Origin of the sequence: Salinisphaera hydrothermalis C41B8, from assembly GCF_000732535.1 — a bacterium.
Classification (GTDB): Bacteria; Pseudomonadota; Gammaproteobacteria; order Nevskiales; family Salinisphaeraceae; genus Salinisphaera; species Salinisphaera hydrothermalis.
In genome coordinates this window covers 165,864-188,633 of the sequence record NZ_APNK01000004.1, presented here as the reverse complement: position 1 = coordinate 188,633, position 22,770 = coordinate 165,864, and the positions used below count along the sequence as shown (strand labels likewise).

The 22,770-nt window shown below is 63.4% G+C and carries 17 protein-coding genes and 1 pseudogene; 9 read left to right on the top strand and 9 right to left on the bottom strand.

Features of this window, described 5'->3' with window-relative positions; all coding sequences use genetic code 11:
- Window positions 1–353: 353 nt before the first annotated feature.
- Window positions 354–1,289: an EamA family transporter RarD gene (gene rarD / locus C41B8_RS05035; RefSeq protein WP_051883111.1), complete on the top strand. Its 936-nt coding sequence runs from the start codon at window positions 354–356 to the stop codon at window positions 1,287–1,289.
- 4 nt (window positions 1,290–1,293) lie between these two features.
- On the opposite strand, the gene C41B8_RS05030 is transcribed toward rarD, so the two are convergent.
- Window positions 1,294–1,875 carry a TMEM175 family protein gene (locus C41B8_RS05030; RefSeq protein ID WP_037334915.1) on the bottom strand — a complete coding sequence of 194 codons (582 nt, stop codon included), beginning with the start codon at window positions 1,873–1,875 and terminating at the stop codon, window positions 1,294–1,296.
- A gap of 846 nt (window positions 1,876–2,721) precedes the next feature.
- Between C41B8_RS05030 and C41B8_RS05025 the strand changes: the two genes are divergently transcribed.
- From C41B8_RS05025 to C41B8_RS05005, 5 genes and pseudogenes are all read left to right on the top strand, one after another.
- Entirely contained in the window at window positions 2,722–3,834 is a 1,113-nt protein-coding gene (locus C41B8_RS05025; RefSeq protein WP_037334912.1) for a GGDEF domain-containing protein, read from the top strand.
- A 192-nt stretch (window positions 3,835–4,026) separates the two neighbouring features.
- A complete protein-coding gene (locus C41B8_RS05020; protein WP_051883093.1) occupies window positions 4,027–5,139 on the top strand; it encodes a DUF1615 domain-containing protein in 1,113 nt (370 codons plus the stop codon).
- Window positions 5,140–5,214: 75 nt separating this feature from the next.
- Window positions 5,215–5,742 (top strand): annotated as a pseudogene (locus C41B8_RS05015) (lipocalin family protein); the annotation flags it as partial.
- 242 nt (window positions 5,743–5,984) lie between these two features.
- Complete coding sequence (locus C41B8_RS05010; RefSeq protein ID WP_037334909.1) at window positions 5,985–6,467, top strand: DUF4188 domain-containing protein; 483 nt, start codon at window positions 5,985–5,987, stop codon at window positions 6,465–6,467.
- A gap of 202 nt (window positions 6,468–6,669) precedes the next feature.
- Window positions 6,670–7,020 carry a DUF3147 family protein gene (locus tag C41B8_RS05005; protein WP_037334906.1) on the top strand — a complete coding sequence of 117 codons (351 nt, stop codon included), beginning with the start codon at window positions 6,670–6,672 and terminating at the stop codon, window positions 7,018–7,020.
- An 84-nt stretch (window positions 7,021–7,104) separates the two neighbouring features.
- On the opposite strand, the gene C41B8_RS05000 is transcribed toward C41B8_RS05005, so the two are convergent.
- The 5 genes from C41B8_RS05000 to C41B8_RS04980 all read right to left on the bottom strand — a co-directional run bounded on the left by C41B8_RS05000 (window position 7,105) and on the right by C41B8_RS04980 (window position 16,010).
- On the bottom strand, window positions 7,105–8,982 hold the full coding sequence (locus tag C41B8_RS05000; protein WP_198025053.1) for an alkaline phosphatase family protein: 1,878 nt from the start codon (window positions 8,980–8,982) through the stop codon (window positions 7,105–7,107).
- Between the two features lie 346 nt (window positions 8,983–9,328).
- Window positions 9,329–10,000, bottom strand: a complete 672-nt coding sequence (locus C41B8_RS04995) for a YceH family protein (RefSeq protein WP_037334903.1) — start codon at window positions 9,998–10,000, stop codon at window positions 9,329–9,331.
- A gap of 239 nt (window positions 10,001–10,239) precedes the next feature.
- Window positions 10,240–12,192: a hypothetical protein gene (locus C41B8_RS04990; protein ID WP_037334900.1), complete on the bottom strand. Its 1,953-nt coding sequence runs from the start codon at window positions 12,190–12,192 to the stop codon at window positions 10,240–10,242.
- Between the two features lie 375 nt (window positions 12,193–12,567).
- Window positions 12,568–14,007 (bottom strand): exodeoxyribonuclease I, encoded by a 1,440-nt coding sequence (gene sbcB, locus C41B8_RS04985; protein ID WP_037334896.1) that lies wholly within the window; start codon window positions 14,005–14,007, stop codon window positions 12,568–12,570.
- A gap of 107 nt (window positions 14,008–14,114) precedes the next feature.
- Window positions 14,115–16,010 (bottom strand): ABC-F family ATP-binding cassette domain-containing protein, encoded by a 1,896-nt coding sequence (locus C41B8_RS04980; protein ID WP_037334892.1) that lies wholly within the window; start codon window positions 16,008–16,010, stop codon window positions 14,115–14,117.
- A gap of 226 nt (window positions 16,011–16,236) precedes the next feature.
- Between C41B8_RS04980 and C41B8_RS04975 the strand changes: the two genes are divergently transcribed.
- Window positions 16,237–16,527: a hypothetical protein gene (locus C41B8_RS04975; protein WP_037334889.1), complete on the top strand. Its 291-nt coding sequence runs from the start codon at window positions 16,237–16,239 to the stop codon at window positions 16,525–16,527.
- 194 nt (window positions 16,528–16,721) lie between these two features.
- Here C41B8_RS04975 and C41B8_RS04970 read toward each other — a convergent pair whose 3' ends face one another.
- Window positions 16,722–18,131 carry a DEAD/DEAH box helicase gene (locus C41B8_RS04970; protein WP_084188512.1) on the bottom strand — a complete coding sequence of 470 codons (1,410 nt, stop codon included), beginning with the start codon at window positions 18,129–18,131 and terminating at the stop codon, window positions 16,722–16,724.
- Window positions 18,132–18,367: 236 nt separating this feature from the next.
- Here C41B8_RS04970 and moaB point away from each other — a divergent pair, with 236 nt between their 5' ends.
- The gene (gene moaB, locus C41B8_RS04965) at window positions 18,368–18,883 is read left to right on the top strand and encodes a molybdenum cofactor biosynthesis protein B (RefSeq protein WP_037334886.1); all 516 of its coding nucleotides are present in this window, start codon (window positions 18,368–18,370) and stop codon (window positions 18,881–18,883) included.
- A 230-nt stretch (window positions 18,884–19,113) separates the two neighbouring features.
- A complete protein-coding gene (locus C41B8_RS04960) occupies window positions 19,114–20,604 on the top strand; it encodes a porin (protein ID WP_037334884.1) in 1,491 nt (496 codons plus the stop codon).
- A gap of 89 nt (window positions 20,605–20,693) precedes the next feature.
- Here the strand turns inward: C41B8_RS04960 and ppa are convergent, their stop codons facing one another.
- Complete coding sequence (gene ppa, locus C41B8_RS04955) at window positions 20,694–21,227, bottom strand: inorganic diphosphatase (RefSeq protein WP_037334881.1); 534 nt, start codon at window positions 21,225–21,227, stop codon at window positions 20,694–20,696.
- Between the two features lie 78 nt (window positions 21,228–21,305).
- Window positions 21,306–22,568 carry a 6-phosphofructokinase gene (locus tag C41B8_RS04950; RefSeq protein ID WP_037334878.1) on the bottom strand — a complete coding sequence of 421 codons (1,263 nt, stop codon included), beginning with the start codon at window positions 22,566–22,568 and terminating at the stop codon, window positions 21,306–21,308.
- Between the last annotated feature and the right edge of the window lie 202 nt (window positions 22,569–22,770).

The window sequence follows — 22,770 nt, the reverse complement described above, 5'->3', positions numbered from 1 at the left end:
TTCCAACGCGAGCATTGCTAATTCCGCGTTGATAAAGGATTACCGTGCCGACTTGAAGTAAATTCGGCAACATCGCCAAATGGCGCGCAATACAATTGCCTCGTCAGCCCGGCTTTGGCAACACCGCCCAGGCGGGCTATTTTCAATCGGAACAATGAGGTCTCGGCCGAGCCCATTAGGCGCTGCCGCCCACCACGCCTCAGACCAAAGTATCGTCGAGCGGCGCAGGGTCCATCGACTCACGCGCTCGTCGGCGCGACAGGCGAACAGGGGCGACGACGCAGCGATCGGCGTGGCACACTGCGGCGCCCCTGTCGGGCCCAGTGGCCGAGGGGCTGGTCAGGAGCGCCTTCATGAATTCATCGTCGCGGTCTTCAACATTCAATTTTTCGGAGCCGGCGCTCGGTCTCATTGCTGCGTTGGGAGCTTTCCTGACCTGGGGCGCCTTGCCGCTATATTTTCACCTGATCGATCGCGCCGTTTCGCCCTGGGAAATTCTGGCGCATCGCATTCTGTGGACAGCGGCACTGCTCGGTATCGTGGTCGTGCTCTGGCGACGCACCGACCGGCTTTGGCGGGTGTTCAGGGCGCCCCGCTTGCTGGGGACGCTCGGCTTGACGGCGGCGCTTGTAGCGACAAACTGGGGCACCTTCATCTGGGCGGTCGTCAACGATCACGTCATAGAAGCCAGCCTGGGCTATTACATCAATCCGTTGTTGAATGTCGCTCTCGGTTTCGTCTTTCTCGGCGAGCGTTTGCGCCGCCTGCAATGGATCGCCGTGGCCATCGCGGCGACCGGCGTGGTGTTTTCGGTCGTGGCTTACGGACAGGTGCCGTGGATCGGCTTGATTCTGGCCGGGTGTTTTGGCTTTTACGGCCTGATTCGAAAGAGACTGGATGTCGATAGCGTCACCGGGCTATTGGTCGAGACCCTGTTGTTGTCGCCGATCGCGCTCGCATGGCTGATCCGGCTCTACGCCACGGGCGGGGCCGCCTTCGGCATCGCCGGCCCGCAAACCGATGCGCTACTCATCGGTGCGGGTGTGCTCACCATCGTACCGTTCACGTTGTTCGCCGCCGGCGCGCGACGCCTGCGGCTGGGTACGATCGGGATCATTCAGTACCTCACCCCGACGCTTCATTTCTTGACCGGTGTGCTTGTCCTGCATGAGCCGCTCACCACGGCCGATGAGGTCACGTTTGCCTGCATCTGGCTTGCGCTGGCGATCTACACGATCGATATCGTCGCCAGCCAGTGGGGCACACGACGAGCTGCGCGCGCCGCGTGACTGGTTACTCCCCCGTCGATAGCTGCCGCTCGATCCGTCGGTCCGGCACCAGCCACAAGCCGGCGACCAGCACGTATAGCAACTGGGATAGCCACGGTGCCACCCAGGCCAGACCGATGGCGGCCAGATACAGGCCGAACGAGATTTTCCCCTTGGTATCCCGACCAATGGCATCGGCAAGCACCGAGTGCTCGCCGTCCGTGGCAATGATCGTGCGCTGCAATATCAGATATGCAACGGCGGCCATGAACAATACGGCCCCGTAGCAGGCAGCGGGTGCCGTGGCGCGCGGGGCTTCGCCCATCCAAGCGGTGGTGACCGGAATCAGGGACAGCCAGAACATCAAATGCAGGTTCGCCCACAACACGGTGCCGGTGACGCGCTGCGCGGCCTGCAGCATGTGGTGGTGGTTGTTCCAGTAGATGCCGATGTAGATAAAGCTGAGCACATAGGCGAGAGCGACCGGCCATACCGGTATCAGCGCAGCGAAGGTATCGCCGTGCGGCACCTTGAGTTCCAGCACCATGATCGTGATCACGATGGCGATCACGGCATCGCTGAATGCTTCGAGTCGGGTCTTGGTCATGGCAGGGCCGCGCGATCCGGTTCGCATCGAGTCTCGCAGAAGCGTCGGGGACCGGGAAGCCACCGGGGGCAGATGTGTGCCTCCAAAACGCGCGCGTCTGCGTTACTTGTAATAAGTATCCGCAAACGCTCGTCTGACCGGGCGTCAAAAGTTGCGTGAGCCGGTCTTAGGTTAAAGACCCGTCGGCTCAAACTCGGCCGAGTCGACGTCTTGGCGACGGTCAGCATACGAATAGTCCGGGGAGAGAGACCTTATGCCCACCGTGAATCCACCGCGTATTTGCAAGCGCTGTCAGGCGTCCGCTGCGCGAGGCGCCCGCGTTTGCGCGTCTTGTGGCTCCCCGCTGGCGCGTTACCCACGACGGGCGCTCGTATTCATCGTGGTCATCGGCGTCGTCGCCGTTGCGGTGATCGGTATCTCGATCGGCAAATACGCGGAAAGTGCTGGGCAGGAGGTGAGTGCCGGGGCATCGGCTGGGCCGTAGCGTTTGGCGCGAAGATGATGGCTGCCCACCGGCCGCGAGCGGAGCGCTCGCGGCCCGTTCGCGTTCTCTCTCGGGTTCGCCGGGCGCCTGAGGCCAGGGCGAGGTTCAGCCCGGCCCTGTGCCCATTCGTGCCGGGCGCTGACCACCGCCCGCTTGCCGTCATGTTGTTAATCGTAGGCGATATACCGGGAAGCCTTGGCTTCACCCGGGAACAATTAATCGGGGGACGCGTAGCGGTGTCAGGTGTGGTGTTATGTGTCTGAGGCGTGACGCGCCAGCGCTTAGCGACTCCCGCCTTGCCGAATCGAGTTGCGGGCGTCAAATCGGCGTTCGCACTAAACCTCAACAGAGCCGGGTTCGTCATGCCTTTACGCCATCTATCTCAGGAGGACGAGACACGCCGGCTCGTGGTGCTCCGGGTTCTGCTGATACTCACCATCGTGTTCGGGTTCGTTTTCGTGCCGGTCAATGTGATCCAGCAGGTTTGGACATTGGCGCTTGCCGAGGTCGCCATGATGGCCTATGCGTTCGTCATTCTTGGCCTGCTTGCGAGCGGGCTGCCGCCGCGCCGCGCGACCTGGGCTTTTTTACTGCCATTTCTGGTAGTTCTTTTACTTGCATTAGCCACCGCCGCGAACATCTCGGTATTCGTCTGGGTTCTGCTGATTCCCTTGCTATCGCACCGCCTGCTCGGTCGGCGTGACGGGTCCATCGTTGGCCTCTCGTTTCTGGGGCTGGCCGCTGCGTTAATGCTTGTGCGTTTCGGTTTCGTGCCGTCGGTCGCCCAGGCCGCCGAGGCCATGGATGTACTGTTGTGTGCAACCGCGCTGTTCGTGATTTCGCTCGCCCACGAGACCGAAATCGTACGGGTGAACCGAAAGTTGCGTGCTCGTGCCGATCTCGATGGGCTTACTCATCTGGCCAATCGGCGGCGGTTTCGAGAGCTGTTCGAGCAAGCCCGGTACGCGGCGCAGCAGGGCGTCCCATCGGCCGCCCGGCAGGTATCGTTGATACTTATGGACCTCGATTATTTCAAGCGGGTCAATGATCGCTACGGCCACGATATCGGCGATATCGTGCTCGAGGCCGTATCGAGGCGTCTGCTTGCTCAATGCCGGCAGTCGGATGTGCTGGGGCGGGTCGGCGGCGAGGAACTGGCGATTCTCTTATTCGATCTCGACCACGCCGATGCGATGCGCCAAGCCGAACGGTTGCGCTGCACGATCAGTGCAACGCCGGTGTTGGCGCGGGATCACGTCATTTCGCTCACTCTGAGCCTGGGCGTCGCCACGTTTCGCCTGGCTGAATGCAGTTTCGAGCAGATTTTCGCCGAGACCGACGCGCGGCTTTACCAGGCCAAGCGCGATGGACGTAATCGCACGCACGGTGAGCCGGTGACGTCGGCCGCGCGGGCTGCACGCATCGAGCCGGCGGCCCGCGAGGCGCAGCGGTCCAGGGGTTACGAGATGCCATGAGCGGGGTTGGGATGCGGCACCGGACGGCCTCGTAATATCGGCCCGCATCGGATCGGTCGCTCGCTGGGTTGCGTGGTCTGGCCCAACGCGCATACCGTCGCTGTCGATTCCTCCCGGATACGCTTTATGACGCCTCGATTCTCCGGCGCCCGAACTTGTTTCGTCGCGCGATATCGTCTGTGGCTTGCGGCGATGCTGCTGGCATTAGGCGGCTGCGCCCACTGGCAGCCGTCGACAGCGCCGACACGTTCACCGGAGACGGTACAAAACCGCGTGGTGCATCTGTTGCCGACCGACGTTCACGACAAGCAGGCCTGGGCCGACGACATCCAGACCGCATTTTCGGCCCAGCATCTCGCCGCCAACGACAGCAACCTGTGTGCCACGCTGGCGGTCGCGGGGCAGGAATCATCGTTTCATGCCGATCCGCGGGTTCCCGGCCTGGGCCGCATTGCTCGACACGAGCTTGAACGCCGTGCCAGGGCCGCGCATGTGCCGCAGTTCCTGCTCGAAGGCGCACTGAATCTCAAATCGTCCACCGGGCAGACCTATAAGCAACGGCTCGCCGAGGTCCATACCGAACGCCAGTTGAGCGAACTGTTCGAGGACTTCGTCGGGCAGGTGCCGCTGGGTCGCAAGCTGCTCGGCGGCTTCAATCCGGTGCATACCGGCGGGCCGATGCAAGTAGACGTCGATTTCGCCACGGCGCACGACAGCGACTATCCGTACCCGGTCGACGGCTCGATCCGGCATGAGGTCTTCTCTCGGCGCGGCGGCTTGTATTTCGGCATTCTGCACTTGCTGGGGTATCCGGCTGATTATCCGTCGCCGCTTTATCGTTTTGCCGACTACAACGCGGGTTGGTATGCCAGCCGCAACGCGGCGTTTCAGCGTGCCGTGAGCCGGCTTACGGGGACCCGGCTCGCGCTCGATGGCGACCTGATCATCTACAACAGCGACACGCTGAGTTATACCGAACGCGCGACGCGCCAACTCGCCGATCGACTCGGCCTATCGGATGCGGATATCCATGCCGCCCTGCGCCTGGGCGAGAGTCCGCATTTCGCCGACACGGCGGTATACAAGCGTGTCTTTGCGCTGGCCGACAAACAGGCCGGCAAACGCGTTCCCCGGGCGATCCTGCCGGGTATTACGCTCGACAGCCCGAAGATTACCCGTCATCTCACCACCGCCTGGTTTGCCAAGCGTGTGGAATCGCGCTGGAAGCACTGCATGGCACGCGCTCGGGGTGACGCGCTCGCACGCTCGGGCGCGATGGGTCGTCGGCCGGGCGGCGGAGACTGAAGCGCCGCGGCCGATCACGTCACCGCACGCGGCGCGCGACTATACTCGAGACATCAACCACAGACGGGATCGTCGATGAGCGTCAGTTCCTGGATTCGTGTCGTCACGGCCTGTCTCGTCTCGGGCGTGCTGTCCGGTTGTGTGGGATTACCGAAAGGCACCACGGCGGTCCAGCCGTTCTCGTTGAATCATTATCTCGGCCGCTGGTACGAAATCGCCCGGCTCGATCATCGCTTCGAGAAGGGGCTGGACTGCGTTACGGCCACCTACAGCAAGCGGGCCGATGGCGGCGTCCGGGTGGTCAACCGAGGCGTGAATCTCGCCAAGGACAAGGTCAGCGAAGCCGTGGGCAAGGCGTATTTCGTGGCGGGCGACAATACAGGCCGATTCAAGGTCAGCTTTTTCGGCCCGTTCTATGCCGGCTATAACGTCATCGCGCTCGACCCCGACTATCGCCATGCGCTGATCGCCGGCCCGAATCGCGATTATCTCTGGATTCTGTCACGTACGCCGCGGCTTTCGGCCGCGACCCGCGCAGCGCTGATCCAGCGGGCCGCCGATCTCGGTTTCCCCACCGATGAGCTGGTGTTTCCGGATCAGGGCAGCGCCTGCGCGCCATATCGCAAGGACAGTGGGGACAGCCAGGCCACCGCCTATGTCCACAACGACGGGACGCCGCGGACGACCGGCAACGGCTCTTGAATAAGACCAGCGCGCCTGTGCCTCACCGTTCCGGTGGTCGCGGCGGCGGCCGGCTTGTGTGCCGCCGCCCGGTTAGTCGATTGGATTATTGTTCGAAAATCTGACGCGAACCGTTGGTTCGCCGTCCAACCCGGTATCTCCTCATGGCGCGCATCGAATCCCAGCGGATGATGGCGAATGTGGAAGGCGATTTCGTCGTCTTTCTGATCGGTATGCGCATCAACGCATTGTGGCGGGTCGATCGCTGGTGGCCGGTGTCCCGGGCCATGCCCAAGATGCTCCAGGAGCTGTCGGCGAAGCCCGAACTCGGCCTGCTCGGCTATCGTGGCCGATGGGGCGGTCGGAACGTCGAACTCATCCAGTACTGGCGCTCGTTCGATCAATTGCGAGCGTACGCCGCCGCTCGGGAATCCGAGCATCTGCCGGCCTGGCGGGAGTTCAATCGCCGTAGCAGCGGCAACGACAGCGTCGGCATCTGGCATGAAACTTATCTGGTACAAGCCGGCCAGTTCGAGACCGTCTATCGCAACATGCCCACGCACGGACTGGCCGCGGCAACGGCGGTCAAACCGGCCACGGGGCGGCACCAGACCGCAGCGGGGCGCCTGGGGCGCCGTGACGGATGACGAGTTGGCTCGGGACGTTTGATTCGCCATGCTTGGACGGATTTGGGACGCGGGGGCAGGCGTTATCCTTGGTCTGCCTCGTCCGTCCGATCGCTCGGCACCGATCAACGACCGGAGGCGCGGGCATCGCAAACACAGCCCGCATGACTGGACCCGCACCCCTCATGAATAAACACGGCAGGGAATAAACCAAGCGATTGATATGCTCTATTTCATCACGAAATCGATATTGTCCGGCGTCATCATCGCGATCGTTTCGACCATCGCCAAACGCCAGCCGGCCGTCGGCGCGCTGGTGGCATCGCTGCCGCTGGTCTCCATCCTGGGCATGATCTGGCTCTGGCACGACACGCACGATCGCACCCGTATGGCCGCTCATATCGGCGCCACGTTCTGGTTCGTGATCCCGTCGCTGCCCATGTTTCTGCTCATGCCCTGGCTGCTCAACCGCGGCCTGCCGTTCTGGCTCACCCTGATGATCGGCTGTGCGCTGACGGCCGGGCTCTATCTCGGCATGGTGGCTATCGGCCCTCGCATCGGGCTGCGGATCTGACGGGGCAGTTTGGGGTGCGGGGCATCGCGTAGAGGGCGACTCGAGATCGCCCTCTACACAGGTTCTCAATACGCCGTCCGGGATCTAGGAGTGTCTCTCGGAGCTGTCACGTCGCGAGTGCGCCCACGGGCCGCGGTTGTTGTGGTCGTGTTCGTGACCGTTCTGATCATCATGATCGTGCGTGCGGCCGTCGTGTTCTCCGTGTCGACTGAAATCGAACATCGACATCAGGTTCCCGATTGCCGGCGCGTTCACCGGAACATAGGGATTCTGCTTCGTGGCAACCGGATTGGGCAGATTGTCGCGGCTATAGCTTGAAATCGGCCCGAGGTGCCAGTTCGCTTCGACGAACTTGTCGAACGACACCTGATCGCCATAGGTATGGCTCACGCCGACATGCTTCGAATACGGCGATACGACGATCAAGGGAATGCGCGGCCCGTCCCCGAAGAAGTCGATGGGCTGGATATAGCCTGAGTCGTAGTAGCCGCCACCTTCATCAGTGGTCACCACGATGGCAGTATTCTTCCACAATTCGGGGTGCGACTTGATCTTGCGGATGATCTTGCGCGTGAATGCCTCGAACAGCCCGAACTTCGACGACGCCGGATGGCCATCGAGATAGGTATCCGGCTTCACGATCGACACCGCCGGCAGACGATCGTCGCCGATGTCGTGATACAGCGCGTGAATCCCCTTGAGATTCTTCCGTAGCTGCGGGTTGGTCATGATCTGCTTGGAATACAGGAAGGGATTGCAGATATCGCAATAGGACGATTTCTCGCCGTCTTCCTTGCCGTGATCCCAGCCCTCGCCGTAATAGCTCCAGGACACGTGATTGCGGCTTAGCAGCAGCCCCAGGTTCTGCTGGGTCGTGGGCGGCACCGTGTATTGGTGTGGCCCCAGAGCCGCGGGTTTGCCGGTGCCCTTATAGCCCGGGCTATAGTTGTTCACGAGGTAATAGGCGTTCTTGCGGCAATCGCCGTCACGAAAGGCCTTGTATGGCAGGGACGATAGGTAGTTGCGGATCGAACCCACGCCCGGCTGCGAGCTGTCGTTGCAGGCCACATAAGAGCCGCCGCTGTAGCCGTCCTGTTTGTAGAAATTATTGGTGCCGGATTGCGGATTCGGGTTCTCGATCTGGTTCTGTGGCGGCTTGACCGGCTGACCCTGGGCGTTCGAGTAATAGATGCCGGTCCCGTAACCGATCTCGACGTGATTCGCGCCGGTGCCGCCCATCACGGATTGATGGAAGTTGTCGCTCATCGCGTACTCATGCGCCAGCCGATTGAAATAGGGCATGTCGCCGTGCTGGACGTTGTAAACGCCCATCGCCACGGGGCCCTGGTGCTGGCCGGTCTCCGAGTGATTGGCGGGTTCCGGCTTGCCATTGCTGGCGTTGCCCACCGAGGCCTCGACCCACGCCCACAGATCGTTGGCACAACCGCTCGGGTTCTGTTTCGTGGCCTGCGACATCTTGCAGTCCACCTGCTGCCACATCTGGAAAAAGCGGTGGGTGGGGCTGCCGGTATAGTCGTTGTAATTCACATAGCGCGTGAGATCGAACGGCCCGTTGCGCACCATGTCGGGGAAACGTGTGTCGATCTTCGCGCTGGGCGCCAGCCCGCTGCCGCCGGTCGCCAGCCGTTTGTAGGTGCCAGCCGGTAACGCGGGTTCGACGGCCTTGGCGGCCGCTGCCGTGGCGAACGGCGCATCGGTCGGCGTGCCGGTGGTGGTGATTGGCCCGAGCGCGTCATAAGGGCCGGTTGTGGCGGGATGAATCGAGTAGGTGTCGGTGTCCTGAGCGCGCCGTTGTGCCCCCTGGGCAAAATTCGGCCCCGGCGTGCCGTCGGCATTGATGATGCCTTTAGAGAGCAGATTGTCCACGGTCTGCCCCGGACGTGGCTTGTAGGTCGCGAACACGTTATCGAATGTCCGGTTCTCCCCCAGGATTAGGATCACGTGCTTGATGGGTGTCGCGGTCTGTCGGCCATGCTCATGATGGTGGTCCCAATCCCTGTGCGTGGCCGCCTGTGCCAGGGGGGATGCCAGAACGAGCGCGCCCAGAAGGGCGCCAGCCCTTATCCGTGTCCGTCTGTGCTTTCTTGAAATCATAAAGCCTCTCCTCTGATCGGTTTCGTTTCGCGTTACCGCGAAACCATAGAGAGGCACATTGATGTTGCAGAGCGGTTACTGTTTGATTTTGTTACGAAAAACGAACGAAAAGGATGTCGGCAAGATGACGATCTTATGGCCGGCTGCCGCGCCCGGCCGTGTCGATGCAAACTCCCGACTAGAAAGTCTGGCCTCAGGCGCCGCGCTCGGTCGCCAGTTGCTCACGCAACGCGGCGTTTTCAGCCTCGAGTTCGGCCACACGCTGTTCCAGGGCAGCGATACGTTCCTGAGCCGCCGACTGTCCCGGTCCCTCGGCCGCCGCCGCAGCGTACGCCTCCAGGTCCAGCGGGCCGCAGAGCTGGTGCATGAACTCCGCATCCTTGCGGCCCTTGGTTCGGGGCAGTTGAACCAGCAGAGAGTGTTCGAGATCTTCCTCGTCGATCAGTTCGCGGGCCGCGGCAGAGGCGGCGTCGTTATCGGGGAAGTCGTAGAGGCGGCCGGCGCGGCTGCGCAGTTCCCCGGGTGTCTGTGGCCCGCGAAGCAGCAGCAACGTCACGATCGCGAACTGAGCTTTCGTGAGCTTGATGTCGGCGAACTGGCCGGCGCCGCACATCCGCTGTTTGTATTTTTCGACCCCGCTTTTGAAGTTTTCGTCGATCTGCACGAGGCTGCGCTGGGCCAGCGCGCGGGCGGCGCGTTGTACTTCGACCCGGGTGAGTGACATCACCGGTTCGCGGGCCGATTTCTGGTTGGCCGCGTTGGTCAGTGCGTTGAGGGTCAGGGGCATATGGTCCGGCGTGGTGACGGATTTTTCCATCAGGCAACCGATGATGCGGGCTTCGACGTCGGTGAGCTTGGGTAGCATGGATTCGGTGGTGTGATTCCCGCCCCCATGCTACCGGTAATGGCCGGCGACTGTGCCACGTTCGTTCGTCGAATCGGGCGGCGCGTGACCCTTCGGGTGGGGCCGCTCATCGAAATTGACTAGGGGCGTCCGGCGGTGTTGCGAGCCCGGGTCTTGGCTCGCCCAGAGCCGGCGACTCGCGCCTTGCCGGACACGATTTGCGATCTCCAACGCGGCGCGCGTACGAAACGGCAATACACCTAGAACACGGCGGCCCAGCTGTCGTTGGCGAGCGCCAGCACGACGTCGACGGCCTCGGCCGGTACGTTGGCCGGTTCGCCCTGTTCCAGCGGGTCGTAGTGGAACACGAACAGGCGCGATGCGAACTGATGGAAGGGCAGACTGGCTTCGCCGTGGCGTTCGCCGTGGCCGTGGGTGTCGGTTTCGATGCCCTGGCCCCAGTCCTGTCCGCTGTCGTTGTTGGGGTTGAAGAAGTAGACGCGCATCTCGCCGTCCGGGTCGAGCGCGACGCGACGGATGGCGATGGCGTGGCGGCCGACATAGCGCGCGGCACTATCGGTGGCGGCGATGCCGGCGGGTTGGGGGTGAATCACCGGCACGCCGCCGTTGTAGTCCAGGTGGTAGCTGGCGTAGAACGCGCGGATGAAGCCGGCGTGGTCTTCGATCTTGTCGGTGGCGGCGTTGGTGACCGCCCGGAAGCCGTTGCCGACCCACCAGCCGTAGAACTCCGGGTGAATCCAGCGATGGAGATCGTCGTCGCGCTCGCCGCAGAGCCGACCCATTTCGATATAGATCCGGTCGAGATGAGGCACGAGGATCATCGACACCGGGTCCACGTCCAGCGGGCGCTGCTTGGCGAGCCCGGCGGCCAGCCCTTTGGAGGACACCAGATCACCCTCGAAGCGCAGCAGCACTTCATCGTCGCGCGCGGCCCAGGCGACGAGCTGGAGCAGATAGTCCGGGTCGTTGTCGGCCCACATCGACAGGCCGATGACCGACTGGCAGGTGGGATTGTTGCCCTGACCGACGCCGAGCGGCTGGCCGAGCAGATTGAGCGCGCCGGCCATGAGCCAGACCCGTGGCTCGCGCGTGGCGCCGAACGCGGTGGTGAGCGTGGCGGCAGTGCTGGCGGACAAGGGCAGGCGCAGCTGGCGCGCCAGGCCCGCGGCCACGGGTCCGTTGAACAGAACGCCGCGTTCGAGGAGCAGGGCGAGACCGTAGATGGCCTGCGCCGTCTCGACAAAAATGATGTCGTCGATGATCTCGTGCACCAACGCCGTGTGGCACTGGTAGGCATCGGTGCCAGTGCGACCTAGCCCGAGGGTGATCGGGATCAGGTGTTCGCCGCCGACTTCCGGGCTGCGCAGATGGTGCAGGAATACCGCGTGGTAGACGGACACCAGCCCGGTCTCGTGCATGGCGCGAGCGAAGCCCTGGGCCTCGGCGCGTAGTTCTTCGTCGGTGAACGTGGGCAGGCGCATCCCGTAGACATCCACACCGGGGTCTTCGGCACAGCCGGGCGTGGGCGCAAACAGGCAGTTGACGAGCTGGCGGGCGGCCGTGTTCTCGGTATCGAGTGTTGGATCGAACAGGCATTGTGCGATCTGAATGACCATTTCGCGCGCGTCGTCGACGTCGATCGGGCGTTGTTCGAGGATGCGCCAGACTTCGGCGACCAGGCTGTCGAGAATGCTCTCGTAGCCCATGGCATCGATCTGGAAGCGATACAACGCCGCCACGATCGGCCCGAGTGAAAACGGCCGCTCGCGATCGGCTTCACTGAGCTGGCCCGACAGCAGGTCGAGGTTGAGGGCCATCACCTGGGTGATGAACTGACGGGCATGCTCGGCGGTGATGCGCGGATGGGCGTAGTCGCCGAGTGCGACCGCCAATAGCCGAAGCTGGCTGAGCGCTTCGATGACGGTGGTCTGGGCGTCGCCGGTGCGCAGCGAGATCTTGGCGATGTCCGGCTGCAGGATGGCGGGGTAGTCCCAGTCCGTGTCCTTGAAAACGCCGGCCGACTCGTAACGCTTGACGCGTTCGTAAAGTGCCGCTGGCCCGTCGTCCTCGGCCAGCACCATGCCGGCAGCAGCCAGAACCTGGGCGTTGGTGGCCGTGGTGTTGGCCTGACGGGCCTGGCCCAGCGCCATCAGCGCCTGGTCGAATTGCGGGGTGCTCGGCGTTGTGATCATGCAGGGCATCGAATCAAATGACATGGCGCCCGACGCTTATCATGTCGGGCGATTCGACACCTTACACCCAATCGTGCCGCACGCGGGGCCCTAGGGCGTGTTGAGGTTTCGTGCGAGCGCCGCGTTGGCGTCCGCAAATCGTGTCCGGCGAGGCGCGAGTCGCCGCGTCGTGGCGTGCCACGACCCAGACTCGCAACGCGGCTGGGCGCCCCTGGTTAATTTTTTATGGGCGGCCCAACCCTTCGGGACAAGCGCTGTTTTGCGGCAATACAGCGTTATAGCTCTCTCGCGTAGGGTCACTACGCCACGTTCGCTACGCCTCGTCTTGCCGCAAAACAGCGCTTGGCGCGGACTCGGACGAAACCTCAACACGCCCTAGATCGACTGCCGCAGCTTGTCGCCCCAGGCCTTGAGGTCGAGCAGCAGCTGCAGCCGGGCGGGATCGCCCTGGACGCGTTCCATCAGCGCGGCGACGACTTCGTCGTATTCGTCGAGCGTCAGACCGCCGTCGGGCGCGAACTCGAGCCGCTTGGCTACCCAGTTGTTCCAGTCGTCGCGCTCGGCGTCGGCGAGCGAATCGGGGAAGTGCCGGGCACGATAACGGAACAACAGTTCGTTGAGCCGATTGTCCGAGAAGACGATGGCACCATCGGCGAGTTCGGCGGGGGCCGTCGCGCGTACCGATTCGGCGAGCTTGCGATCGCTGTCGGAGATAAAACCGTCGTACAGCGCGGCTTCCGCGTCGGACTCGGCATCGAACACGCGGGCGTCGAACACGGCGGTGGCCTTGGCTTCGACTTCGGTCAGCTGATCGTGGATCGCTTTCCAGTTGCGCCGGCACTGGTTGATGTCGAGGTGGAGCCGGGCCGCCTCGTTCTCGCGCATCATCTCGAATGGCGCCAGCACCGGGCATTTGTTCAGATGCACGCCCTTGAGCGCAATGCGCGGCGTGTCGTCGGGCAGATCTTCGGCGGGGGTGAAGATGCGCTCGTAGATCTCGTCGGGGGCGAGTTCCAGCAGCGGCGCCGGGTCCACGCGCAGGTCGTAGACGATGATGCAGTTCTTGTTCGACGGGTGTTGTGCGATCGGCATCACCGGCGACAGGCAGCCGTTCTCGGCCGGGAATTTCGACGACACATGCAGCGCGGGCTTGCGCGTGTCCATGTCGAGCAGCTTGCGGGCGCTGTGCTTGTCGCGGTTGTTGATGACGTAGTCGTACAACCGAGGCTGCTTGTCGCGGATCAGCTTGGCGAGCCCGATGGTGGCGTGCACGTCGGACAGGGCATCGTGGGCGCGGTCCTGGGCCAGGTTGTTGGCCGGCGCGAGCTGGTCGAGGCGGAAGCTGGGCGCGCCGTCCTCGCGCGTCGGCCACGTGATGCCCTCGGGGCGCAGCGCATAGGTGAGCCGCACCATGTTGATGATATCCCAGCGCGAGCAGCCGTTCTGCCACTCGCGGGCGTAGGGATCGAAGAAATTGCGCCACAGCGTATGGCGCGTCACTTCGTCGTCGAACTGAAGACTGTTATAGCCGACGCTGCAGGTGCCGGGCTTTGCCATTTCGGCGACGATGGTCTCGATGAATTCCGGCTCGGGCACGCCGTGTTTCAGGGCGTACTGGGGCGTGATGCCGGTGATCAGCGTGGCCTCCGGGTGGCCCAGCATGTCCAGCGGCGGCTGGCAGTACAGCACGATCGGCTCGCCGATGACATTGAAATCGGCATCGGTGCGAATGCCGGCGAACTGGGCCGGCTTGTCGCGCTTGGGATCGGCGCCGAAGGTTTCGTAGTCGTGCCAGAAGAAAGTCGGTTCGGCCATGCGGAACAAGCCTCGGATCGAATCGTCGCTACGCCGGTGGCCCGGCGCACACGATGTCACGAAAACGGCGAGAGTAGCGCGGTGGGCGCCACCGGGCGAGTGGGCGGTTACGCGGCGCTGGCATCCGACTGCAGCGTTTCGAGTTCCTCGGCTTTCTCCATCCAGGTGGTTTCGGCCGCATCGAGCTGCTTGCGCAGTCGGCCCTGTTCCTGCGACAGACGAGCCGATTCGGTCGGGCTTTCGTACACGCTGGGCTTGGCCAGCTCGGCCTCGACGTGTTCGATCTGCTTCGTGAGCCGTTCGACTTCGCTTTCCGCTTTCTTGAGCGCGTTGCGCAGCGGCTTTTCCTTCGCTCGTTGCTCGGCCGCGCTGCGCCGGTTAGCCGCATTGCTGTGGCTCGTCGGTTTGGCGACGTCCTGGCCTTCGCGGGCCGCGCCCTGGCGGGTGATCCACTTCGCGTAATCGTCCAGATCGCCGTCGAAGGGACCGAGCGCGCCGTCATCGACGCGCCAGAGCTGGTCGCAGGTGGCATCGATGAGATGGCGATCATGCGCGATCATCACCACGGCGCCGGTAAAGCCGGCGAGCGCGGTCTCCAGCGCGTGGCGCATGTCGAGATCGAGATGGTTGGTCGGCTCGTCCAGCAGCAACAGGTTGGGCTTGCTGTGTACCACCAGGGCCAGCGCCAGGCGGGCCTTTTCGCCGCCGGAGAACGGGCCGATCGGCTCCAGCGCCTTGTCGCCCCGGAAATCGAAGCCGCCGAGGAAATCGCGGATATGCTGTTCCGAGGCTTTCGGGTCCTGACGCTGGAGATGCTGGGCGGCACTGGCGTTGTCGTCCAGCACTTCGAGCTGATGCTGGGCGAAGTAGCCGACGTTGAGGTATTTGTCGTACTGCACCTCGCCGCCCATGGGGGCCAGCGCGCCGGCCAGCAATTTCATGACCGTCGATTTGCCGGCGCCGTTGCGGCCCAGAATAGCGAGCCGGTCGCCGGGGATGAGCCGCAGTTTGATGTCTTCCACCAGCGGCGTGTCGTCGTAGCCGACGTCGGCATTGTCAGCGCGCAGCAACGTATCGGGCAGGCGATCGGGCGTGAGGAACTCGAACGAGAACGGCGTGTCCCAGTGCGCCGCCTCGACTTTTTCCATGCGCTCCATCTGTTTGAGCTTGCTCTGCGCCTGGCGCGCCTTGGTGGCCTTGGCCCGAAAGCGGTCGACGAAGCCCTGGAGCTGGTTGAGCTTCTTCTGCTGGTTCTCGTAGGCCGCCTGCTGTTGCGCCTTGGCTTCGGCGCGCATCATCTCGAAGCGCGAATAGTTGCCGGTATACAGCACTGCCTTGCCGTGCTCGAGATGCAGCGTGTGCGTGGCGAGCGCATCGAGAAAATCGCGATCGTGCGAGATGACCACGAGCGTGGCCGGGTGCGCGGCGAGATAATCCTGCAGCCAGAACACCGCATCCATGTCGAGATGGTTGGTGGGCTCGTCGAGCAGCAACAGATCGCAGCGTCGCATGAGTGCCGCGGCGAGGTTGAGACGCATGCGCCAGCCGCCGGAGAAGTCGTCGATCGGGGCCTCGTGGGTCGACGGTGCGAACCCCAGCCCGTGTAGCAGCCGGGCGGCACGGGCGCGCGCGGCATAGCCGTCGATCTCGGCCAGCCGGCCATGCAGTTCGGCCATGGCGTTGCCGTCAGCGGTTTCCTCGGCTCGGGCCAGTCGCGACTCGATCGCGCGCAGCTCGACGTCGCCGTCGAGCACGAACTCGATGGCCGGCTGGGATCCCGCCGGCGCATGCTGGCGCACGGTGGCGATCTCGACCGACGCCGGAATATCGACTTCACCGGCATCGGGTGCCAGCTCGCCGAGCATCATGGCCAGCAGGCTGGATTTGCCGGTGCCGTTGGCGCCGACAATGCCCACGCGCTGGCCCGGCTGGATGCGCAGGTCGACATCCTCGAGTAGTTTGCGGGGTCCGCGGCGGAGGGTGGCGTGCTTGAAGGCGATCATGGGCGTGATTGTAAAGGATTCAGCGGCCGCGACCGATCGGAGGTTCGCGGCGAATCGATAACCGGGCATCCTCCCACGGCTTGCCGAGGACTAACGGCGGCCTAGTTTTTGCTTTGCAGCGCAAACGCCGGCGGCGCAGCGAACGGGGCAACGGCGGTGCGTACCGTAGGTCGTGAGATCGACCGTCGGCGCATTGGATTCATCACGGGGGCGACAGGGAACGAACATGGCCATCGATCGGAAATTTCATGGCGCGTTGTACGCGATCGCGAGTCTGGTACTGCTTGTGGTGGTCACGTTGCCGATCTACTGGCTGCTGGTGGTCACGGGTGCGCCCTGGGCGCTGTGCTACTGGGTGATGTCGTTCATGATCAGCGGCGGAATTTATGTGGCTTGGTGTCTGTATGCCGAGCGCCCGCTGGAGACCGGGCCGTTTTTCGGGGTGACGCTCGTCTTTGCCACCGTGATGACCGCGCTCTACGTGGTGACCACGGGAACGAGCACGCTGACCGGCTGAAACGCCGTGGGCGTGGGCCGAGCGCGGCGCTCGACAGGGCGCGATCGCCGTAGATCGCAGAAGAGGGCCCGTTGAATCGGGTTCGATAAGGGCCGGCGCCCGCACGAGCTCAAAAAAAGCGCGCCGGGCTTGGGCCGGGCGCGCTCTTCTTCAGATCGCTTCATGCGCGAGCGCACGAAGCAGCCGCGAGCCGATCAGCTCGTGGCGTTACCACCGCTGCGGCGTTGGCCGCCACGTCCGCCGCGCTTGCCGCGCCGGGCGTTGCGTCGCGGCTTGTGCGCGCCCGCATCGCCGCCGTCGTCGTGCCGGGCCCGTTCATGGTGCGGCTTGTTGCCGCGCTGCGGCGGTTTGTCGCCGTCGCTGCGGGGCTTGCCTTCGCTCTTGTTCTGGCCGCCGCGCGGACGCGAGGGCTTGCTCTTGGCCGGCCGGCGGGGCGGGCGTGAGCCGCGGTCGTCTTCGTCATCGTCGGCCGCATGCGGCGCCCGCAGGTCGATGCCTTCCGGCTGGAAGCGATCGATCTGCTGGCCGATGAGCTTCTCGATGCCCTTGAGGTTCTTGCGTTCGTCGGGACCGACCAGCGACAACGCCTCGCCCTCGGCGCCGGCGCGGCCGGTGCGGCCGATACGATGTACGTAGTCCTCGGGGACGGTCGGCAGCTCGTAGTTCACGACGTGCGGCAGGGCATCGATATCGATACCGCGTGCGGCAATGTCGGTGGCCACGAGCACACGAACCGTGCCGTTCTTGAAGCCGTCGAGCGCCTTGGTTCGCGCGTTCTGCGACTTGTTGCCGTGCAGCGCGGCGGCGGTGAGACCGTCGGTTTCGAGCTGTTTCACCAGTCGGTTGGCGCCGTGCTTGGTTCGGGTGAATACGAGCACCTGCGACCAGTTTTTGGAACCGATCAGATGGCTCAGCACCGCGCGCTTGCGGGCCTTCTCGACCATGATCACGCGCTGGGCCACGCGCTCCGCGGTGGAGTTGCGCGGGGCGACATCGATCTCGACCGGGTTGGTCAGCAGCGAGTTCGCCAGCTTGCGGATATCGTTGGAGAACGTCGCCGAGAACAACAGCGTCTGGCGCTGGCTCGGCACGTACTTGAGCACGCGCTTGATGTCGTGGATGAAGCCCATGTCGAGCATGCGATCGGCTTCGTCGAGCACCAGCGTGTTCAGATTCGACAGATCGATATTGCCGTTCTGCAAGTGGTCGAGCAGACGCCCCGGCGTGGCGACGACGATATCGACGCCTTTCTTGAAGGCCGAGATCTGCGGCTGATAGCCGACGCCGCCGAACACGACGGTGCGCTTGAGCTGAGTGTTGGCGCCGTAGGTGGTCACCGATTCGGCGACCTGGGCGGCCAGCTCGCGCGTCGGTGCAAGCACGAGCACGCGCGGTTTCTTTTCATGGGACTGGCCGAGGCGCTCGAGGATCGGCAGCACGAACGCTGCGGTCTTGCCGGTGCCGGTCTGGGCCGCGCCGAGTACGTCGGCGCCGTCGATGATGGCCGGAATAGCCTGGGATTGAATCGGGGTGGGCGAGGTATAGCCCGCGTCGGCAATTGACGCCAGCAGATGCGGCGACAAGCCGAGGGAATCGAATGACATGCATTGTCCTGGTGGTGTGAATAGCAGACCGACCTGGATTGTTATGCAGTGTCCGTGTCGATCTTCGGCGGCCGGGCGGAAAGCACCGCCGCACGTTGTGGCCGGGCCCGAGCGATGCCGGGCGCTGGAAGCGGCCAAGTGGCTAGTATACCTGGGAGTCAGCAGCGCGTCATCGCGGCGTCCCCACGTTTTTATGGCATCTTGACCGGCATCGTCCGTCCATTGCCTTGCCCGCCATGAGCGAAGAATTCGTGCCGCTGCACATTGCAGTGCTCACTGTCTCCGATACCCGTACCGAGACCACCGACAAGTCCGGGCGCGTGCTGGTCGAACGCCTGCAGGCGGCCGGGCACGTACTGCATGAAAAACGGATCTGTCCGGACGATGTTTACGAGCTGCGCGCGATTGTGGCGCGCTGGATCGCCGACGACGCACCGGATGTGGTGATTACCACCGGGGGCACCGGCCTGACCGGACGGGATGTCACGCCGCAGGCCATCGAAGTGCTGTTCGATCGGCGCATCGACGGCTTCGGCGAGATGTTCCGCATGCTGTCCTACGAATCCATCGGCACGTCCACGCTGCAGTCGCGCGCCATCGCCGGGGTGGCCAAGGCGACGTTCGTGTTCTGTCTGCCCGGTTCGTCGGGCGCCGTAGCCGACGGTTGGGACAAGCTGATTGCCGCCCAGATCGATTCCCGCACGCGTCCATGCAATCTGCAGGAGCTGCGCCCTCGACTAATGGAGCGTTGATTCGGGATTGTCGACCCCTGTATACAATCGAACGCAATTCGCCTCGTCAGCGCCTCTCCAAGGCGATCTGTCTTATAAATCAGAACGATCGTGCTGTCACAGAATTGTCAAAAAGGCGAATATCAGCCGCGCCCAGTTGTGCTTACCATCAGCTGGGGACGACCGGACATTCAGCTCAAATTATTCAGGGGAAAATAATGGATTCAGGGAGACTATGGCGGGCCAGCGTCATGACCGCCGTCGTGGCCAGCGCGTCCGTGTACGTGCCGGCCGCGATGGCGCAATCGGCGCCGTCCAATGCCGAGCTAGCCAATCTGGTCAAGCAGCAGGCCGCGCAGATCCAGCGCCTGAACGCGCGGATCGATCAACTCGAACAGCAGCGTAGCGGCCAGGGCGCCTCACAGACGGCGTCTTCGGGCATGAGCGCCAACGCCGCCAACGGTGGCGCGCCGCGTCAAACCCAGCCTTCGGTGCCGTCTGGCAAGGCGGCCGAAAAAGCCACTTACGCCAGCAACGGTCAGAGTAACGCCAGTCTGGAACAGCGCGTGTCCAAGTTGGAGAAGGACAGCGTCAAGGTGGACTGGTCGGACGGCGCGCCCGAGCTGTCGAGCCCGAACGGCGACTATACGTTCGGCATCGGCGGTCGTATTCAGTACGATTTTTCGGGCACGACGGGATCCGACTACAACAGCCGCAACATCACCGGCTCCGAATTCCGTCGCATCCGTCTCGATGCGCACGGCAAGGTCGCCGGCTGGCTGATGTACAAGTCCGAGCTGGACTTCGCTGGCAACAGCGTGGGCATTCGCGACATGTACCTGGCGGCCCAGAAGAACTTCGAGCTCGGCAAGGGCGTGGTGTATCTCGGCAGCAAGTTCTCGGACAGCGGTCTCGATGGCCGGACGTCTTCGAAATACACCTGGTTCACCGAGCGCAACACCGTCGCCAACGCGATCTCACTGGCGCCGGGCGCCTACAACGTGGGCGTCAGCACTGCGTTCTATGGCAAGCATGACGACCATATCTCGTTCGCTGTGACCAATGGCTCGACCAACGACAGTAATAAGTCGTCGGACAACGTCCTGATTCGCTCTCGTGCGCACTGGGATCCGATCAATACCGGCAACACCATCGTGCACCTGGGTGCCAACGGCTATTATGAAGACTATAGCTCGGGTCACTCGGGCTTCTCCGACCGGACGATCATTGCTGATCACTACAACGGTAACCTCCGCGTGGAGGGGCCTGAACTCAATGCCGACAGCAGCACGTCGTACGGTTTCGAGCTGGCTGGGCTGACCGGTCCGTTCGCCGCCGGCGCCGAATATGGTCGTCTGGATGTCAACGCCCGCAACGGCGGTACGGATACCCATATCGATGCCTACTCGGCCCAGGTCGGTGTGTCGCTCACCGGCGAGAAGTTCGGCTACTCCACCAAGCAAGGTGTGTGGACGCATCCGGACGTTGCGCATCCGGTCACCCAGGGCGGTATCGGTGCGTGGCAGCTCATGGCGCGTTACCAGGCGGTTAATGCCCACCACAGTGCCATCTACGGCGGTGGGACCGGCCATGGTACGACCGTGGGTCTGAGCTGGTATCTGAACGACTACATGCGTGTGCTGCTGGACGACACGCTGTGGCAGACGGATAACCGCAGCGGTTCTTACACCGGTGTCGACAATGGCAATACGGTCAGCGCCCGGACGCAGATCGTGTTCTAACGGCGACTTCGCCGGATACGAAAAAAGCCCCCGCCGATCGCTCGGCGGGGGCTTTTTTGTGTGGACGCCGGCGAGCGCCGGCTGCCCGTTCAGCCCTTGTTGTAGGCCTCGATGGATTTCTCGATCTCGGCCTTGGCCTTGGCGGCGTTTTCCCAGCCGGTGATCTTCGACCACTTGCCCTTCTCGTGGGCCTTGTAGTTCTCGAAGAAGTGGGAAATCTTGTTGCGCAGACGCTCGTCGACGTCATCCAGATCGCGCACGTCCTTGTAGTAGTCGGTGCTGATCTTGTCGGTCGGGACGGCCAGAATCTTGGCGTCCAGGCCCGATTCGTCTTCGGTGCCCAGCACGGCCACGGGACGGCACTTGATCACCGCACCCGGCACGATCGGCTCGGGGGTGAGGACCAGCACATCCACCGGATCGCCGTCGTCGTACAGCGTCTTCGGCACGAAGCCGTAGTTGGCCGGATAGTGCATCGACACGTTCATGAAGCGGTCCACCATCAGGCAGTTGGTGTCCTTGTCCACTTCGTATTTCACCGAGGACGAGCCCTCGACGATTTCGATGATGACGTTGATTTCCTCGGGCGGGTTCTTGCCCGGCGTCAGTGCTTCGTAGCCCATATGCGCCTCTTGTGGTGTCGTTGAAGGGAATGGAAGAGTTAACGAGTCAGGTGCCGCGTAGTGTAACGAAGCCGTGGCTCAAATCTCGAAGCCGGTTTCCAGCTTCTTGGGCACGGCCTGATTCTTCAGCCGCGCGTAGTCGGGCAGGCCGTCGACATACGGCGGGTAGCTCTCGCCAGCGATCAGCGGCTTGAGATAGCGACGCGCGGTGTCGGTGATGTGGAAGCCGTCCTCGCTGATGAAATCACGCGGCATGAATTTCTCGACGTTCGCGACCTCCTGCAGCGAGGCCTCGCCGATCGACCACCGGTATGGTTCGTCGGACTCGCGTTCGATAGTCACCATCACGCCAGACTTGCCGGCGACCGCGTACTCCACTGCGGCCCGGCCGACGGCATAGGCCTGTTCGACGTCGGTCGCCGAAGCGATGTGACGCGCGGCGCGCATCAGGTAATCGGCGATGGCGTAGTGGTATTTGTACCCCAGATGCGATTTGATCAGCTCGGCTATTTTCGGTGCCACGCCGCCCAGCTGCACATGGCCGAAGGCGTCCGCCTCGCGCCCGTCGCCGCGGGTGAAATCGGTGCCGATCTCCACGCCTTCGGACGCCACGATGGTGCAGAAACCGTATTGCTTGACCGTGTCGTCGACCTTCGCGAGAAATTTCGCGCGATCGAACTCGATCTCCGGGAACAACAGAATATGCGGGGCATCGCCCTCGAACTCGGCAGCGAGCCCGCCGGCCGCCGCCGTCCAGCCCGCATGCCGGCCCATGACCTCGAGGATGAAGACCTTGGTCGAGGTCTTGCACATGCTGTGCAGGTCGTAGCCGGCCTCGCGGATCGATACGGCGGTGTATTTGGCTACGCTACCGAACCCGGGGGAACAGTCGGTATGCGGCAGGTCGTTGTCCATGGTCTTGGGGATATGGATCGCCTGAATGGGATAGCCCATCTCGTCCGACAGATGGCTGATCTTTTCGCAGGTATCGGCTGAGTCGCCGCCGCCGTTATAGAAGAAATAGCCGATGTTGTGGGCTTTGAATACCTCGATCAGCCGTTCGTATTCGACGCGATTTTCATCCAGCCCCTTGAGCTTGTAGCGGGCCGAGCCGAATGCGCCGGCCGGGGTATGACGCAGGGCGGCGACGGTGGCCGCGTCCTCCGCCGACGTATCGATCAAGTCCTCGGTCAGCGCGCCGACGATGCCGTCGCGCCCGGCATAGAGCGCGCCGATGGTGTCGCTGTTTTCGCGTGCCGCCTCGATAACGCCGGCGGCCGATGCGTTGATTACTGCCGTGACCCCACCGCTTTGAGCATAGAAGGCGTTCTTCTTCGTCATCCGTTTTTCCCTTGATGAGTCGGCCGGTCGTGCGTTTTAGCGGTCTCGGGCTGAACAGCCGGTGATCGTACGGCGACGGCGTCGTGAAACCCTGTGGCCGCAAGCGTCTGGCGCCCAGCATACGTGAGCGCGCGAGCTCGCGACAATTGACTTAGCGGGGGGCAGCCAGTAACGTCGAGCGTCGGCCAGCGACTCGGGCACA

Excerpts from the sequence above, each read along its gene's own strand:
- rarD (WP_051883111.1), top strand. The coding sequence starts at position 354 with ATGAATTCATCGTCGCGGTCTTCAACATTCAATTTTTCGGAGCCGGCG.
- C41B8_RS05030 (WP_037334915.1), bottom strand. The coding sequence starts at position 1,875 with ATGACCAAGACCCGACTCGAAGCATTCAGCGATGCCGTGATCGCCATC.
- C41B8_RS05025 (WP_037334912.1), top strand. The coding sequence starts at position 2,722 with ATGCCTTTACGCCATCTATCTCAGGAGGACGAGACACGCCGGCTCGTG.
- C41B8_RS05020 (WP_051883093.1), top strand. The coding sequence starts at position 4,027 with ATGCTGCTGGCATTAGGCGGCTGCGCCCACTGGCAGCCGTCGACAGCG.
- C41B8_RS05010 (WP_037334909.1), top strand. The coding sequence starts at position 5,985 with ATGGCGCGCATCGAATCCCAGCGGATGATGGCGAATGTGGAAGGCGAT.
- C41B8_RS05005 (WP_037334906.1), top strand. The coding sequence starts at position 6,670 with ATGCTCTATTTCATCACGAAATCGATATTGTCCGGCGTCATCATCGCG.
- C41B8_RS04995 (WP_037334903.1), bottom strand. The coding sequence starts at position 10,000 with ATGCTACCCAAGCTCACCGACGTCGAAGCCCGCATCATCGGTTGCCTG.
- C41B8_RS04990 (WP_037334900.1), bottom strand. The coding sequence starts at position 12,192 with ATGATCACAACGCCGAGCACCCCGCAATTCGACCAGGCGCTGATGGCG.
- sbcB (WP_037334896.1), bottom strand. The coding sequence starts at position 14,007 with ATGGCCGAACCGACTTTCTTCTGGCACGACTACGAAACCTTCGGCGCC.
- C41B8_RS04980 (WP_037334892.1), bottom strand. The coding sequence starts at position 16,010 with ATGATCGCCTTCAAGCACGCCACCCTCCGCCGCGGACCCCGCAAACTA.
- C41B8_RS04975 (WP_037334889.1), top strand. The coding sequence starts at position 16,237 with ATGGCCATCGATCGGAAATTTCATGGCGCGTTGTACGCGATCGCGAGT.
- C41B8_RS04970 (WP_084188512.1), bottom strand. The coding sequence starts at position 18,131 with ATGTCATTCGATTCCCTCGGCTTGTCGCCGCATCTGCTGGCGTCAATT.
- moaB (WP_037334886.1), top strand. The coding sequence starts at position 18,368 with ATGAGCGAAGAATTCGTGCCGCTGCACATTGCAGTGCTCACTGTCTCC.
- C41B8_RS04960 (WP_037334884.1), top strand. The coding sequence starts at position 19,114 with ATGACCGCCGTCGTGGCCAGCGCGTCCGTGTACGTGCCGGCCGCGATG.
- ppa (WP_037334881.1), bottom strand. The coding sequence starts at position 21,227 with ATGGGCTACGAAGCACTGACGCCGGGCAAGAACCCGCCCGAGGAAATC.
- C41B8_RS04950 (WP_037334878.1), bottom strand. The coding sequence starts at position 22,568 with ATGACGAAGAAGAACGCCTTCTATGCTCAAAGCGGTGGGGTCACGGCA.